Raw genomic sequence first — 14,896 nt, 5'->3', positions numbered from 1 at the left:
ACTGCAGGGGGGACCCTGTGGGAGAGTAGGACGCCGCCGAACAATCATTCAGGGAAAGCCCCCCGCCTTTTGGCGGGGGGCTTTTTCGCGTTTCCGGGTCCCAATCGGGACTGGGGACTACCGCACCGGACCGCGCTCGTCGATGAATACGGTCGGCTGGAGTCGTACCGCCGGCGGTCTGCGGTGGCGAGGCGGCAGACCGTACATGGGGTCCACACGTGGGAGCACCCGTAGGCGGCCGTCCGTCTGGCGGAGGCTGACGGCGTCCCCGGGGACCTTCTCCTGGGTTTCCCGCGGCTCGAAAAGATGTTCTTCGCGCGTGCGGACGACGTGTGCGGAGGAGGAATCCAGGTTCGGCGGCAGCAGGAAGCCCACGGGGGTCGTGTTCCTGCGGGTGGCGGCCTCACCGCCCCGGGACTGCTTGGTCCAGCTCGTCCTGACCCATTGCATCGTGATCTCCACAGACCCCGCCTCCGCGGCGAAGGATACAGAGAGACCCCCAGCCCTCCGGTTGCCCGGTGGCTGGGGGTCGGGGCCCGGCGGGGTCAGAGGCGGCCGGCGGCCTTGAGGCTGAGGTAGGTGTCGGCGAGGGCGGGGGCGATGGACTCGGGCGGGGAGTCGAGGACGGTGATGCCGCGGCGGGTGAGGAGGTCTGCGGTGCGGCGGCGGTCGGCGCGGGTCTGTTCGGCGGCGGCGGCGCCGTAGACGTCGCGGACGGTGACCCGGGGGGTGTTGACCAGCTCGTCGAGGCGGGGGTCGGCGACGGAGGCGATGACGACCTCGTGGCGTTTGGTGAGGAGGGGGAGCTGGGGGAGCAGGCCGTCCTCGATCTGGTGGGCGTCGAGGCCGGTGAGCAGGACGATCAGCGAGCGGTGGGGGGCCATCCGGAGCGCGGTGGAGACCATGGCGCGCAGGTCGGTCTCGATCAGGGCGGGTTCCAGGAGGGCCATCGCGTCGGTGAAGGCGGGGAGGATCTCGGAGGGTGAGCGCCCGGCGACGGCGGTGCGGCGGTGGCGGTCGTGGGCGAGCAGGTCGACCCGGTCGCCGGCCTTGGTGGCGAGGGCGGTGAGCAGCAGCGCGGCGTCGAGGGCGGAGTCCAGGCGGGGGGCGTCGCCGACGCGGCCCGCGGAGGTGCGGCCGGTGTCGAGGACGATGAGGACGTGCCGGTCGCGTTCGGGGCGCCAGGTGCGGACGGCGACGACGCTGCGGCGGGCGCTGGCCCGCCAGTCGATGGAGCGGACGTCGTCGCCGGGGAGGTACTCGCGCAGGGAGTCGAACTCGGTGCCCTGACCACGGGTCAGGACCGAGGTGCGGCCGTCGAGTTCGCGCAGCCGGGCGAGGCGGGACGGGAGGTGCTTGCGGCTGGCGAACGGCGGCAGGGCGCGGACCCGCCAGGGCGCGTCGAGGGTGGCCTGGCGGCCGGCCAGGCCGAGCGGGCCGAGTGAGCGAATGGTCACTCGGCCGCTGTGGTGGTCGCCGCGCCGGGTGGGGGCGAGCCGGGTGGTGAGGCGGCGGCGTTCTCCGGCGGGGATGGTGACGGAGTGCCGGGAGGCGGTGAGGGAGGTGCCGGGGGCCCAGGCGGAGGGGTACCAGGCGTCGCGGATCCGGGCGCGCAGCGGGCGGCGGGACGGGTTGGCGACGAGCAGGTCGACGTCCACGGCTTCGCCGAGGCGGACGCTGGGGTCGCCGGAGCGTTCCAGGGTGAGGCGGCGGACGGGGGCGGCGAGCACCAGGTCGGCGACGATCGCGGCGAGCAGCGGCAGCATGACCACGCCGATGCCGGTCCAGGAGGGGAGCACGAGGCCGACCAGGAGGACGCCGAGGGCGGCGATCAGGGCCGTGCGGCCGGTCAGGGCCATGGGGTGCGGGGCTCGCTTTCTGGAGCAGTGGACGCGGAGGGGGAGAGGCGGGTGGCGCTCTCCCCCCCCGGGCAGCGGCTAGCGCGGTGCGGGCGTCTGGGAGAGGACGGCCTGGATGACGCTGTCGGCGGTGGTGCCTTCCATCTCTGCCTCGGGGCGGAGCTGGACGCGGTGCCGGAGGGTGGGCAGGGCGAGGGCCTTGACGTCGTCGGGGGTGACGTAGTCGCGGCCGGCCAGCCAGGCCCAGGCGCGGGAGGTGTTGAGCAGGGCGGTGGCGCCGCGGGGGGAGACACCCATGGCGAGCGAGGGCGACTGCCGGGTGGCGCGGACCAGGTCGACGATGTAGGCGAGGATCTCGGGGGAGACCGTCAGGGCGCCGATCTCGGCGCGAGCGGCGGCCAGGTCGGCGGCGTCGGCGACGGGGCGGACGCCGGCGGAGGCGAGGTCGCGCGGGTCGAAGCCGGTGGCGTGCTTGGTGAGGACCTGGAACTCCTGCTCGCGGGTCGGCAGCGGGAGGATCAGCTTGAGCAGGAAGCGGTCGAGCTGGGCCTCGGGCAGCGGGTAGGTGCCCTCGTACTCGACGGGGTTCTGGGTGGCGGCGACCAGGAAGGGATCGGGGAGCTTGCGGGGCTCGCCGTCGACGGTGACCTGCTTCTCCTCCATCGCCTCCAGCAGCGCGGCCTGGGTCTTCGGCGGCGTGCGGTTGATCTCGTCGGCGAGCAGCAGGTTGGTGAAGACCGGGCCGGGCTGGAAGGAGAACTCGGCGGTGCGGGTGTCGTAGACCAGGGAGCCGGTGACGTCGCCGGGCATCAGGTCGGGGGTGAACTGGATGCGCTTGGTCTCGACGTCGAGGGCGGTGGCGAGGGTGCGGACCAGCAGGGTCTTGGCGACGCCGGGGACGCCTTCGAGCAGGACGTGGCCGCCGCAGAGCAGGGCGACGACCAGGCCGGTGACGGCGGCGTCCTGGCCGACCACGGCCTTGGCGATCTCGTCACGCAGGCCGGTGAGGGCGGTGCGGGCGTCGCGGGTCTGGCCGGGGTCGGTCTTGTAGAGCTGGTCGGTCACGGCTGTCGTACCTGCCATTCCATGTCGTCGAGGTCGTCGGCGAGCCGCAGCAGGGCGGCGTCGTCGGAGGGGGCCGGGCCGTACAGCAGTTGCTGGAGGTCGGCGGCGGGGCGTCCGAGCCGGGCGGCGGCGGCCTCGGTGAGGGTGGCCTGGTCGGGGTCCCCGGAGGTGTGCGGGAGGCCGAGGGCGGCGGCGGTCCGGCGGCGGGCGGCGCGGCGCAGGGTTTCGGCGGCGTGGCCGCGGGCGTTCGCGCGGTGGTAGAGCCGGGCGCGGCCCTCGGTGGTCTCGGAGGCGCGGACCACGGCGGGCAGCCGTTCGCTGAGCACCGGTCCGAGCCGGCGGGCGCGCCAGACGACGGCGAGCAGGGCGGCGAGGAGGAGCTGCAGGGAGCCCCAGTACCAGCCGTCCGGGATGAGGTCGCCGAGGGTCTTGTTGTGGCGGGCGGCCGCGTTGGCGGTGCTGTGGTCGACGGTCTGCCAGACCAGCTGGTGGTGGGCGCCGAACAGGCCGAGGGCGAGTGCGGCGTTGCCTTCGCGGTCGAGGCGTTCGTTGGTGAACGGCCGGGCGCTGCCGACCACGATCACCTGCTGGGTGCCGGTGGTGCGGCTGATCAGGGAGTTGCGGCCGTTGCCGTGCGGGTAGCAGCCGACGTCGCGGGCGCCGGGTTCGTAGCTCTCGCCGCCGATCTGGACGGCGCCGGCGTTGGCGGCCTCGGGCAGCGCGCAGGCGGGTTCGATGGCGGTGGTGCTGTCGGTGGCGGAGTAGTAGGTGGCGATGCCGGGGACGAAGGCCTTCAGGGCGGGCTGGTCGGGGTAGATCAGCACCAGTCGGCTGTTGGCGCCGCGGTGGACGGCGGCGAGCCGGGTGAGTTGCTGGGCGGTCAGTTCGTCGGGGTGGCCGAGGACGACGGTGGTGTCGTCGGCGCGCAGGGCGGCGCCGAGTTCGCTCTCGGTGGCGGCGGTGCGGCTGGAGACGCCGCGCTGCTGGAGCAGCTGGTCGGCGGCGCGGATGCCGCCGGGGGCGCCGGAGCGGGGGTCGAGCGGCCAGTCGGAGCCGTTGTTGGGGATGCCGGCGACCATGGCGCCGACCAGCAGCACGGCGAGGGTGGCGAGCAGCCACCAGCGCCAGCGCCGCCACAGGGTGCGCAGGGTGGTGCGGGGCGTGTCGGCCGGCGCGGCGGCGGTGGGCTGCTCGGCGGGGTCGGCGGTGGCGGGCGGGGGTGCGGTGGTGGTCATGCGGTTCCTCCGCCGGCCGCCACGGGCGTGGGGCGGGTGCATTCGAGGGCGCGGTCGAGGTCGGCGAGGAGCCGGTAGGACGCTTCGTCGGCGGTTCGTTCGCCGAACGCGATGTCATCGAACAGCCGTGCGGCGGAGGCGAGTTCGCGGGCCCGTTCGGGCAGGGCGCGGCCGGCTTCGGCGGCTGCCTCGTCGGCGGTGCGGCCGGGGCGCGGGTCGAGGACGGTGCGTTCCTCCAGGCCGCGGACCAGGGCGCGCATCTGTTCGCGGACGGCGTCGGCCCAGGCACCGCGTTCGGCGTGGGCGGCGGCGTCGGCGCGGTGCTGGGCGGCGCTGCGCGGACCGTCGGCGGCGAACAGCGTGCCGGCGGAACGGGCGTCGCGGCGGGGCGCGCCGTAGCGTCGCCAGGCCACCACGGCGATGACCACGGCGAGGACGATCACCACCACCAGGGCGACGCCGTCGCCGCCGCCGAGCGGAACGCCGGCGACGGTCAGGTGGTCGAGCTGGCGCTGGACCCACGCCACGAAGCGGTCGACCAGTCCGGGTTCGTGCTGGTGGTAGATGGCTTTGCGGAGTTCCTCGTGCGCGGCGTCGCGGGCGGCGTCGCGCGGCACAGTGACCGGAACGCTGTCCGCGAGCAGCGCCCCTCCCCCCCGGAGTCCCATGGCGATCAGGCTCCCGGCGGGGGGTACTGGCCCGGGACGGGCGTGGTGGTGCGGGTCGGGTAGTGGCCGGGCATGCCTGCGGCGCGGGCGAGTTCGATGTCGAGCGCCTCGCGCCGGATCCGCTGGTCGACGTAGAGCAGGCCGAGCAGGCAGCCGGTGAGCGGGATCGTGAGGGTCTTGGCGAGGACGCCGAAGACCGCCGTGACGCCGATGCTGAGCGCGGCCTCCGTGTCGGTGGCGTAGAGCTCGCCGGGGCCGCCGCCGATGGCCAGGGAGATCAGCTGGCCGGGAACGAGGAGTACCGCGCCGAGCAGGCCGACGGCGATCTGGAACACCACCAGGGCGCCGAAGATCCGCCACCAGGAGCCGCGGACCAGGTGCCAGGAGCGCTTGAGGGCGCCGACGACGCCCTGCTTCTCCAGGACCAGCGCGGGGGCGGCGAAGGTGAGCTTGATCGCGATCCACAGCATGGGCAGCAGGGCGGGTGGGACGAGTACCAGCAGGGCGGGCTCGGCGGTGAAGCCGGTCAGCAGCAGCACCGGGACGAGCGGCACGGCGAGCGCGCCGAGCATGATCAGCGTGTGCAGCAGGGCCAGGCCGGTCAGCCGGCCGAGGAGCGGCCGGGCCTGCGCCCAGGCCTCCTTGGGCGGGGTGTCACGGCCGAGCAGGCTGTTCCCGATGACGGGGGTGAGCAGTCCGGTGGCGATCATGCCGGCGAGCATTTCCAGCGGCAGCGTGTAGTAGGTGGAGAACGTCGCCTCCAGGCTGGTGCCGGAGACGTGGATCCACCAGGAGACGCCGGCCTGGACGAGTTCGAGGACGCAGGCGAGGAGCAGGCTGAGTCCGAAGGCGGTCTTCCAGTACCTGCGGACGAGGGCGAACGCGCCGTCCATCAGTTCGCCGAAGCCGAGCGGACGCAGCGGGATGATGCCGGGCGTCGGGCCGGGCGGCACGGCCGGTCCGGGCGTCGGGCCGGGCTGCGGGCCGGGCGGGGGCGGTGCGGCTGCGGCGGTGGCCTGCGGGGCCGGGGGAACCGAGTGGCCGGTTTCGGACGGGCCGGGCGCGGGCTCGGGAGAACCGGGTGAGGTCCAACCCGGGGTCTCGGACAATCGACGCTCCTCGTCGGGGCACCCTGGCGCGGGTGCATCGGGGTGCCCATCGTGCCATGGTGCGCACGCGCACCCCAGAGGTATCCCGTTGCTGATCCGCAACGGTGCGGGCAAGGCCGTCGAGCCGATACCTTTGCGATGGTATGACTGCTTCGGCCGACGGCCGGGGGCCGGCAGCGGAACAGCTGTGCGTCAGGTCACATTCGGGTGATGAGAAGATGGAGCCATGAAGGGACGTGTCCTCGTCGTCGATGACGACACCGCACTGGCCGAGATGCTCGGCATTGTGCTGCGTGGTGAGGGTTTTGAGCCGTTTTTCGTCGCGGACGGGGACAAGGCGCTGGCCGCCTTCCGGGAGACCAAGCCGGACCTCGTGCTGCTCGACCTGATGCTGCCCGGACGGGACGGCATCGACGTATGCCGGCAGATCCGGGCGGAGTCGGGCATCCCGATCGTCATGCTCACCGCGAAGACCGACACGGTCGACATCGTGGTGGGCCTGGAGTCCGGTGCCGACGACTACGTCACGAAGCCGTTCAAGCCCAAGGAACTGGTCGCCCGGGTCCGGGCCCGCCTGCGCCGGGCCGAGGAGCCCACGCCGGAGCAGCTGACCATCGGCGATCTGGTGATCGACGTCGCCGGGCACTCGGTGAAGCGCGAGGGCCGCGGCATCCCGCTGACCCCGCTGGAGTTCGACCTGCTGGTCGCGCTGGCCCGCAAGCCCTGGCAGGTGTTCACCCGCGAGGTGCTGCTGGAGCAGGTCTGGGGGTACCGGCACGCTGCCGACACCCGGCTGGTAAACGTGCACGTGCAGCGCCTGCGCTCCAAGATCGAGAAGGATCCTGAGCGCCCGGAGATCGTGGTCACCGTCCGCGGTGTCGGCTACAAGGCCGGGCCCAGCTGAGGATGAGCGAAGAGCAGGCCGCCTCCTCCCCGTCGGACGAGTTCGCCGGCGGGGAGGCTGCTGTGCGCGGCGACGTGCTGAGTTCCACCACCGGCCGGCCGCGCCGGCGCCGGTGGTGGGCGGCGCTGTTCGCGCCGGTGATCCGGCAGTTCCGGCACCCGGTGGGCCGGGTGCTGGCGCTGTACCGCCGCTCGATCCAGCTGCGGGTGGTCGCGGCGACGCTGCTGCTGTCCTTCGTGGTGGTGCTGGTGCTCGGCGTGGTGGTGGTCGCCCAGGTGCGCACCGGCCTGCTGGAGGCCAAGCAGAAGGCCGCGCACGGGCAGGCCATCGGCGGCTTCCAGATCGAGCAGGACAAGATCAACGAGGCGATCAACCTGCAGGCCAAGGCCGGTGCGACCGCCGACCCGACCCGCGACCAGATCAACGCCTGGCTGACCAAGCAGGTCTCCGACCTGGCGTCCGGCGGCGCCGGCGTCTACTCGGTGATCGCGATCGGGCCCGGCGGCCAGGAGGACAGCGCCGCCAGCGCCGGCCTGCGCGGCAGTGCCCGCTACTCGGGCTCGATCCTGCCCGACTCGATCACCTCCGACATGCGCGCCAAGGTCGCCGCCGAGCCGTCCGTCCCGCACGAGCAGCCGGTCAAGCTGCTCCGCTCGCCGGACAGCCAGGCCAAGCCCGACGACAACAAGGGCCTGGCGATCGGCAAGCAGTTCAGCGGCCCGGACGGCAACCCGTACCAGCTGTACTACGTCTTCTCCTTCTACCAGGAGACCAGCACCCTGAACCTGGTGATGGGGACGCTGGCCACCGCCGGGCTGTTCCTGGTCATCCTGCTCGGCTGCATCGCCTGGCTGGTGGTCCGCCAGGTCGTCACCCCGGTGCGGATGGCCGCCGGTATCTCCGAGCGGCTGGCCGCCGGGCACTTCGACGAGCGGATGAAGGTCACCGGCACCGACGACATCGCCCGGCTCGGCGACTCGTTCAACCGGATGGCCAACGGCCTGCAGGCGCAGATCCGCAAGCTGGAAGAGCTCTCCCGGGTGCAGCGGCGGTTCGTCTCCGACGTCTCGCACGAGCTGCGCACCCCGCTGACCACGGTGCGGATGGCCGCCGACCTGATCTACGACAGCCGCGAGGACCTGGACCCGATGGCGGCCCGCTCCGCGGAGCTGCTCCAGGACCAGCTGGACCGCTTCGAGTCGCTGCTCGCCGACCTGCTGGAGATCAGCCGCTTCGACGCCGGCGCGGCCATCCTGGACGCCGAACCCGTCGACCTGCGCGACATCGTGACCCGCGTCGTGGAGGCCGCCGACCCGCTGGCCCAGGCCAAGGGCAGCGCGGTGCTGATCCGCGGCGGCGAGACCCCGGTGATCGCCGAGGTGGACAGCCGCCGGATCGAGCGCATCCTGCGCAACCTGGTGGTCAACGCGCTGGAGCACGGCGAGGGCCGGGACGTGGTGATCCGGCTCGGCGCGGGGGACGGCGCGGTCGCCGTGGGCGTGCGCGACTACGGCATCGGCCTGAAGCCCGGCGAGGCCTCCCGGGTGTTCCACCGGTTCTGGCGGGCCGACCCGTCCCGGGTGCGCACCACCGGCGGCACCGGCCTCGGCCTGTCCATCGCGGTCGAGGACGCCCACCTGCACGGCGGCTGGCTGCAGGCCTGGGGCGAGCCCGGTGGCGGCTCGCACTTCCGGCTGACCCTGCCGCGCACCCGCGGCGGCGAGATCTCCCGCGCGCCGTTCCGGCTGGAGCCGGAGGACTCCCGGCACAACCGCGGCATGTCCTCGGTCGGCGCGCCCTACCGGCGCGCGGTGCGCGGTGGCGGCGAGCCCGCCGCCGTCCCGGAGACCCCGGACACCGGCGAGCGGCACACGTTCGGCTCCGGCCTCGGCGGGGTGCTCAGCATCGGCCCGGGCCTGGGCCGGCCGAGCGCCGCCCCGGTCGCCGACCCGTCGGACGTTCGCGCCGCAGCCGCCGGATACGGGGCCACCGGCGCACAGGTCGTGGTGGACCGCAGCGGCCGCCCGACGCAGCCGGCCCCGTCCGCACCGGACGGCGCCGACACCGATCAGGAGGGGACCACCGGTGCACAGGGACGACAGGACGGCTGAGCGACGGGCGCTTGCCTGGGGCGGGGTCGCACTGCTGGCGGCCGCCGCCACCGGCTGCGTCTCGATGCCCTCCGGCGGCCCGCCGCAGCGCCTGGAGGTGCCGCAGGGCGCCGCCGACGGCGTCCAGGTGCACGTCTACCCGGTCGCCCCGCACAAGGACGAGAGCCCCAGCGACCTGCTGGCCGGCTTCCTCGACTCCTCCAACGCCGACCAGGCCAACTACGACACCGCCAAGCAATACCTGACCGCGGACGCCGCCAAGCGCTGGCGCCCCGACGCGCAGGTCGTGGTGCTGGCCGAACCCCCCGGGCGGAGCCATTCCGTCCCGGGCCCGGACGCGACCACCATGCCGATCAAAGTCACCGGCACGCGGGTCGCCGAACTCGACGGCCGGCACACCTACCAGCCGCCCCGCTCTCCCGAGTACAAGGAGACCTTCACCTTCGTGAAGGTCGCCGAGGGGCCCGACGCCGGCCAGTGGCGGATCAACGACCTGCCCGACGGCCTGATCGTCGACCTGACCAACTTCAAGAACACCTACAAGCCGGTCCACCGGTACTTCTTCGCCACTCCCGACCCGTCCATCGACCCCGCCCAGCGGAGCGCGGTGCTGGTGCCCGACCCGATCTACCTGCGCCGCCGAATAGACCCGCTCACCGAGGCCGTCCGAGCCACCGCCGAAGGGCCCTCGCAGGGGCTCGCCCCGGTGGTCACCGCCCCGCTCGAAGGCGTCAAGGTGCTCAGCGCCACCGTCGGCGACAACCGGATCGCCTCGGTCAAGGTGGACGGCGTCGAGCTCGGGAAGTACCAGGACGGCTGCAAGCAGCTGGCCAAGCAGTTCTTCCAGACCCTGGCCGACCAGCAGGGCAAGCTTGACCGGCTCGACCTGTCCTCGCCCAAGGGTGGCTGCTCGGTCGGCAGCGCCGAGGCCGCGGCGGTCGCGCCGGGCTTCCTGGCCGGTGGCGAGAACGGCATGCAGGCGTACATCCAGCTGGCCAACGGCCGGCTGACCCGTTACAGCCAGTCCGGCGGGGACGCCGCCCAGACCGCCGGGCCGCTCCCCTCGGTCGCCGGGGTGCTCGGCCAGCCCGCGCAGGGCAACCAGCCGAAGCCGGGCGAGCTCGCCGTCCGCCGGGACGGCGGCGCCGTCGCGGTGATCGACAAGGACGGCCGCAACCTGTACCAGGTCGATCTGGCCAAGTCCGGCAAGTTCGGCGAACCGATCGTCTCCAGCCACGCCCCGCAGGGCCTGGCCTCGCCCAGCTGGGACGGCCAGGGGAGCCTGTGGCTGGTCGACCGTGACCCGGCCGCCTCCCGGGTGCTGATGGTGCGCGAGCACGTCGTCGTCCCGGTGACGGTGGAGGGGCTGGACAAGCGCTCCGTGCAGGCGCTGCGGATCTCCTCCGACGGCACCCGGGTCGCGCTGCTGCTGCGGGGCTCCGACGGAAAGACCACGCTGTGGCTCGGCCTGGTGACGCACGGCGGCACCCCTGCCACCCCCGCCGCCCGGATCACCGGGCTGCGCCAGCTCGCCCCGCAGCTCACCGAGGTCGCCGCCGTCTCCTGGAGCGACACCGACCAGCTGGTGGTGCTCGGCAAGGAGGCCGACCGGCTGCAGCAGCTGCACTTCCTGGGCACCGACGGCTCGCAGTCCACCGACTCCCCGCTGCAGGGCGGCGAGTCGATGACGGCGCTGTCCGCCACCGAGGCCCGGGTGCAGGCCGACCAGGCCGGCCCGGCGGTGCTCGCCGCGTCCGGCAACGGCGTGTACCGGCTGAAGGACAACCAGTGGCACGCGGTGACCAGCACAGACACGAAAGACACGCCCGTGGCGTTCATCTACCCGGGCTGAGACCGGCCTCCCCGGCCGGCGCGCCGCGTCGGCCGGGCCCGGGGCCGCGCCTGGCCGCCGCTGCCACGGTGGCCGCCGCCCGCGGCGGGCAGCCTGCCGCGCGCAGCGCCCGGGCCGCCTCGGCGAGGCTCGCGCCGGTGGTGACCAGGTCGTCCACCAGCACCAGCCGGTGCCCCGTCAGCCGGCCGGCCAGTCGGGCCGGGACGGTCAGTGCCTCGTGCAGATTGCGGTGCCGCTCGGCCGCGCCCAGGCCCGCCTGGTCGGCGACCGGCCGGGACTGCCGCAGCACCGGGGCGACCAGCGTGGCCACCCCGCCGCGGCGCAGTTCGCGGGCGGCGGCGCGGGCCAGCCGCAGCATCGGATCGTGGCCGCGGGCCCGGGTGGCGGCGCGCGCGGAGGGCATCGGCACCAGCAGCAGCGGGGCGGCGCCCGCGCCGGTGGCGGAGCGGACGGCGGCGGCCAGCGCGCAGCCGAGCGGGGCGGCCAGCCGCAGCGCGCCGCGTTCCTTGTGGGCGAGCAGCAGTTGGCGCACCGGCCCGGCGTAGGGGGCGGCGGCGTGCACCGGCGGTAGGCCGGGTGGTGGGCGCATCGGCCCGGCCGGCCCGGCGCCGGTGCCGTCGAGCAGGGCCCGGCAGGGCGGGCAGAGCGCGGTGCGGCCGTCGCCGCAGCCGGCGCAGCGGGCGGGGATCAGCAGGTCGAGCAGGGCGGCGAGGACCGGTGCGGGGCCGGATCCGGGCCGGTGGGCGGTGCTGCGGCTCGTCACGGAAACCCCTCCGGAACCCTCGCCGGGCGGCGACTTCAGCCATACGGTGGGCGGTGTCAGGCGTGTTGTCCAGTCGTTTGCCACTGTTTCACCCGTAGGAGGGTAAACAGGGGGGAACAGCCGGGCCGTCGACCGCTCGTCGGTACGTTCGTTCGACTGGGGAGGCGAGATTCCCCCGTGAGGTGTTGCATAAGGGCTCCAGGGGTTTCGAACGCTCCTGGTGGGGAGGAAGTGAGGTAAGGGGCCGGCGGTTCTCGCGGGTCTCCCGGGCGGTGTTCCGGGGGCGGGCGGTGGCCGGCCGGTCCGGCTGGGTCTCACGCCGGTCCGGGACGCACTCCGGGCCGGTCAGTACCAAGGGATCGGAGTTCTGCGTGGACATCGTCGTCAAGGGCCGCAAGACCGAGGTGCCCCAGAGGTTCCGCGAGCACGTGGCCGAGAAGCTGGAGAAGGTCCAGAAGTTCGACGCCAAGGCGATCAGCCTGGACGTCGAGGTGTCCAAGGAGCACAACCCGCGGCAGGCCGACCGTTCCGACCGGGTGGAAATCACCCTCCGCAGCCGGGGCCCGGTGATCCGGGCCGAGGCGTCCGCCAACGACCCGTGGGCCGCGCTCGACCTGGCCTCGGCGAAGTTGGAGGCGCAGCTGCGCAAGTCCGCCGACCGCCGCCGGGTGCAGAAGGGCGGCACCAACGGGCGCGGCCCGCTGAGCGTCGCCGCCGCCACCGCCGTGCTGGCCGAACCGCCCTCGACGGAGGCCGCCGAGGGCGTGAACGGCACGATCCGCAAGACGCTGGCGGGCAGCCTCGAGGTGGAGGGGGACGGGCCGCTGGTGGTCCGCGAGAAGACCCACTCGGCCGCGCCGATGTCGCTGGACCAGGCGCTGTACGCGATGGAGCTGGTGGGCCACGACTTCTACCTGTTCCAGGAGAAGGACAGCGGGCTGCCGAGCGTGGTCTACCGCCGGCACGGCTACCACTACGGCGTGATCCACCTGAAGGAGGACCAGGCCGCGGCGGCCGACTTCGCCGGGGCCGGGGGCGCGATCAACGGCCCCGACGAGGAGTGAGTGGCGGCCGCGTCCGCCGAATGACAGAAGTGGTGACCCCGGTGGCCGTGAACGGCCGCCGGGGTCACCGGCGTTCGGGGAGTCACCCAGCCGGGCGGTTCGGCGGCACAGGGTGATCTCAGGCCGTCCGGGGCGTGGAATGATGGGCGCGTCACGTGACCGGAGGCGGGGGAGGACCGGATGGGGGAGAGCCTGGGCGCGGAGGACGCCGGCTACCCGCCGCGACGCGCGGAGCCGATCCGGGTGCTGGTGGTGGACGACCACGCGCTGTTCCGCCGCGGCCTGGAGATCGTGCTCGCCGAGGAGGAGGACATCCGGGTCATCGGCGAGGCGGGGGACGGCGCGGAGGCCGTGCTGAAGGCCGCCGACCTGCTGCCCGACATCATCCTGATGGACGTCCGGATGCCCCGGCGCAGCGGCATCGAGGCGTGCACCGCGATCAAGGACGTGGTGCCCAGCGCCAAGATCATCATGCTGACGATCAGCGACGAGGAGGCCGACCTCTACGAGGCGATCAAGGCGGGGGCGACCGGCTACCTGCTGAAGGAGATCTCCACCGACGAGGTGGCCACCGCGATCCGCGCGGTGGCCGACGGCCAGTCGCAGATCAGCCCGTCGATGGCGGCCAAGCTGCTGACCGAGTTCAAGTCGATGATCCAGCGCCGCTCCGACGACCGGGAGCTGGTGCCCGCGCCCCGGCTGACCGACCGGGAGCTGGAGGTGCTCAAGCTGGTGGCCACCGGGATGAACAACCGGGAGATCGCCAAGGAGCTGTTCATCAGCGAGAACACCGTGAAGAACCACGTGCGCAACATCCTGGAGAAGCTGCAGCTGCACTCCAGGATGGAGGCCGTGGTGTACGCGATGCGTGAAAAGATCCTCGAAATAGGCTGAGTGAACGCCGATGGCCCGTCAGGCCAGCAGCTTCTCCAGCTCCGGCCGCAGCGCCTCGTCGTCCAGCCGCTCCACCCGGACGTCCGAGCAGCCCACCCACTCGGCGGCCTCGCGCAGCGCCTCGGCGAGGGCGGGCACCGAGCGGGGGCCGTCCAGCGAGACCTGCCGGGCCACCAGGGTGGCGCCCTCGCGGGCCGGGTCGACCCGGCCGACCAGCCGGCCGCCGGCCAGCAGCGGCATCGCGAAGTAGCCGTGCACCCGCTTGTGCTTGGGGGTGTACGCCTCCAGGCGGTGGGCCATGCCGAAGATCCGCTCGGTGCGGGGCCGGTCCCAGATCAGCGAGTCGAACGGGGAGAGCAGGGTGGTGCGGTGCCGGCCGCGCCCCGCGGCGGAGCCGCTCGTCGACCCAGCGGTCTCCAGCGCCGCCGGGTCGGCCCAGGCCGGGGCGGACCAGCCCTCCACCGCGACCGGGACCAGGCCGGAGGCGGGCAGTGCCGCGTCCAGCTGGGCGCCCTTGAGGCGGTGGTAGTCCATCAGGTCGGCGCGGGTGGCCACTCCGAGCGCGGCGCCGGCCTGTGCGACCAGGCGCTCCAGGCACTCGGCGTCCGTCAGGTCCTGCTCGAACAAATCGCCGGGGACCGCCCGTTCGGCAAGGTCGTAGACCCGCTTCCAGCCGCGCCGCTCGGTGACCACCACGTCGCCGAAGGCCAGTGCGCGCTCCACCGCGATCTTGGTGTCGGACCAGTCCCACCACTCGGCGGTCTTCTTCGCCCCGCCGAGGCCGGTCGAGGTCAGCGGGCCCTCGGCGCGCAGCTGGGCGAGCACCTGCGCGTACACCTCCTCGGAGACCTGGTGGCCCCAGACCCGGCCCTTGACCCGGTTGGCGCGCCGGCGGAAGGCGAACAGCGGCCACTCCTCGATCGGCAGGATGCAGGCGGCGTGCGACCAGTACTCGAAGGCGGTTCCGCGCCCCCAGTACGCCTGCTCGACCGGGCGACGGCCGACGGCGCCGAGCCGGGCGTACGGCACCAGTTCGTGCGAGCGGGCGAGCACCGAGATGGTGTCCAGCTGGACGGCGCCGAGCAGGCGCAGCACGCCGCGGGCGCCCGCGCGGCGGTCGGGGGAACCGAGCAGTCCCTGGGCGCGCAGCGCGAGCCGGCGGGCGTGGTCGGCGGAGATCCGGACGGTCGGGGCAGGGGTCGCGGCCATGGGGCGAGGCTAGGGGAGGGCACTGACATCGCGGCCACGCCCGAGCGCTTTGACCGTTTGTACCCTGCTTCGGGCGATGTGCGCCCAGGGGTGACACAGGAATAGCGTGCTGACGGACCTCCCGGGCGCTCGGGCTCCTCGCATACGATGGCCCGTACGGTGG

At 73.7% G+C, this 14,896-nt stretch carries 11 protein-coding genes and 1 pseudogene; 5 read left to right on the top strand and 7 right to left on the bottom strand.

Annotation, left to right across the window (positions count from 1 at the left end):
- Positions 1-545: 545 nt before the first annotated feature.
- The 5 genes from ACIHEI_RS22785 to ACIHEI_RS22765 all read right to left on the bottom strand — a co-directional run bounded on the left by ACIHEI_RS22785 (position 546) and on the right by ACIHEI_RS22765 (position 5,936).
- On the bottom strand, positions 546-1,859 hold the full coding sequence (locus ACIHEI_RS22785; protein ID WP_387647643.1) for a DUF58 domain-containing protein: 1,314 nt from the start codon (positions 1,857-1,859) through the stop codon (positions 546-548).
- Positions 1,860-1,937: 78 nt separating this feature from the next.
- Entirely contained in the window at positions 1,938-2,942 is a 1,005-nt protein-coding gene (locus ACIHEI_RS22780) for an AAA family ATPase (protein ID WP_392947212.1), read from the bottom strand.
- The gene (locus tag ACIHEI_RS22775) at positions 2,921-4,159 is read right to left on the bottom strand and encodes a DUF4350 domain-containing protein (RefSeq protein WP_396607856.1); all 1,239 of its coding nucleotides are present in this window, start codon (positions 4,157-4,159) and stop codon (positions 2,921-2,923) included. The genes ACIHEI_RS22780 and ACIHEI_RS22775 overlap by 22 nt, the downstream gene beginning before the upstream one ends.
- Positions 4,156-4,827: a DUF4129 domain-containing protein gene (locus tag ACIHEI_RS22770; RefSeq protein ID WP_396607855.1), complete on the bottom strand. Its 672-nt coding sequence runs from the start codon at positions 4,825-4,827 to the stop codon at positions 4,156-4,158. The genes ACIHEI_RS22775 and ACIHEI_RS22770 overlap by 4 nt, the downstream gene beginning before the upstream one ends.
- A gap of 5 nt (positions 4,828-4,832) precedes the next feature.
- The gene (locus tag ACIHEI_RS22765; protein WP_396607854.1) at positions 4,833-5,936 is read right to left on the bottom strand and encodes a glycerophosphoryl diester phosphodiesterase membrane domain-containing protein; all 1,104 of its coding nucleotides are present in this window, start codon (positions 5,934-5,936) and stop codon (positions 4,833-4,835) included.
- Positions 5,937-6,162: 226 nt separating this feature from the next.
- On the opposite strand from ACIHEI_RS22765, the gene mtrA reads away from it, so the two are divergent.
- The 3 genes from mtrA to ACIHEI_RS22750 are packed head-to-tail and all read left to right on the top strand — an operon-like array spanning position 6,163 to position 10,803.
- Complete coding sequence (gene mtrA / locus ACIHEI_RS22760; RefSeq protein WP_030459579.1) at positions 6,163-6,840, top strand: MtrAB system response regulator MtrA; 678 nt, start codon at positions 6,163-6,165, stop codon at positions 6,838-6,840.
- A 2-nt stretch (positions 6,841-6,842) separates the two neighbouring features.
- Positions 6,843-8,951, top strand: a complete 2,109-nt coding sequence (gene mtrB / locus ACIHEI_RS22755; protein WP_392947200.1) for an MtrAB system histidine kinase MtrB — start codon at positions 6,843-6,845, stop codon at positions 8,949-8,951.
- Positions 8,926-10,803, top strand: a complete 1,878-nt coding sequence (locus ACIHEI_RS22750; RefSeq protein ID WP_396607853.1) for an LpqB family beta-propeller domain-containing protein — start codon at positions 8,926-8,928, stop codon at positions 10,801-10,803. Before mtrB ends, ACIHEI_RS22750 begins: the two co-directional genes overlap by 26 nt.
- Here ACIHEI_RS22750 and ACIHEI_RS22745 read toward each other — a convergent pair.
- Positions 10,787-11,566: a ComF family protein gene (locus ACIHEI_RS22745; protein WP_392947195.1), complete on the bottom strand. Its 780-nt coding sequence runs from the start codon at positions 11,564-11,566 to the stop codon at positions 10,787-10,789. The two genes, ACIHEI_RS22750 and ACIHEI_RS22745, sit on opposite strands and share 17 nt — an antisense overlap.
- A gap of 371 nt (positions 11,567-11,937) precedes the next feature.
- Here ACIHEI_RS22745 and hpf point away from each other — a divergent pair, with 371 nt between their 5' ends.
- Together hpf and ACIHEI_RS22735 are read left to right on the top strand one after the other, a co-directional pair.
- Complete coding sequence (gene hpf, locus ACIHEI_RS22740) at positions 11,938-12,630, top strand: ribosome hibernation-promoting factor, HPF/YfiA family (RefSeq protein ID WP_387647621.1); 693 nt, start codon at positions 11,938-11,940, stop codon at positions 12,628-12,630.
- Positions 12,631-12,855: 225 nt separating this feature from the next.
- Positions 12,856-13,524: pseudogene (locus ACIHEI_RS22735) on the top strand (response regulator); the annotation flags it as partial.
- Positions 13,525-13,542: 18 nt separating this feature from the next.
- Here the strand turns inward: ACIHEI_RS22735 and ACIHEI_RS22730 are convergent.
- Complete coding sequence (locus ACIHEI_RS22730; protein ID WP_396607852.1) at positions 13,543-14,733, bottom strand: winged helix-turn-helix domain-containing protein; 1,191 nt, start codon at positions 14,731-14,733, stop codon at positions 13,543-13,545.
- Positions 14,734-14,896: the final 163 nt, after the last annotated feature.

Source organism: Kitasatospora sp. NPDC051984 (assembly GCF_044593455.1).
Lineage (GTDB): Bacteria > Actinomycetota > Actinomycetes > Streptomycetales > Streptomycetaceae > Kitasatospora.
This window is presented reverse-complemented; position numbering and strand designations above follow the sequence as displayed.

What these genes read in the sequence shown, in the direction of transcription:
- ACIHEI_RS22785 (WP_387647643.1), bottom strand. Translation starts at nt 1,859, where the DNA reads ATGGCCCTGACCGGCCGCACGGCCCTGATCGCCGCCCTCGGCGTCCTC.
- ACIHEI_RS22780 (WP_392947212.1), bottom strand. Translation starts at nt 2,942, where the DNA reads ATGGCAGGTACGACAGCCGTGACCGACCAGCTCTACAAGACCGACCCC.
- mtrA (WP_030459579.1), top strand. Translation starts at nt 6,163, where the DNA reads ATGAAGGGACGTGTCCTCGTCGTCGATGACGACACCGCACTGGCCGAG.
- ACIHEI_RS22770 (WP_396607855.1), bottom strand. Translation starts at nt 4,827, where the DNA reads ATGGGACTCCGGGGGGGAGGGGCGCTGCTCGCGGACAGCGTTCCGGTC.
- ACIHEI_RS22730 (WP_396607852.1), bottom strand. Translation starts at nt 14,733, where the DNA reads ATGGCCGCGACCCCTGCCCCGACCGTCCGGATCTCCGCCGACCACGCC.
- ACIHEI_RS22775 (WP_396607856.1), bottom strand. Translation starts at nt 4,159, where the DNA reads ATGACCACCACCGCACCCCCGCCCGCCACCGCCGACCCCGCCGAGCAG.
- mtrB (WP_392947200.1), top strand. Translation starts at nt 6,843, where the DNA reads ATGAGCGAAGAGCAGGCCGCCTCCTCCCCGTCGGACGAGTTCGCCGGC.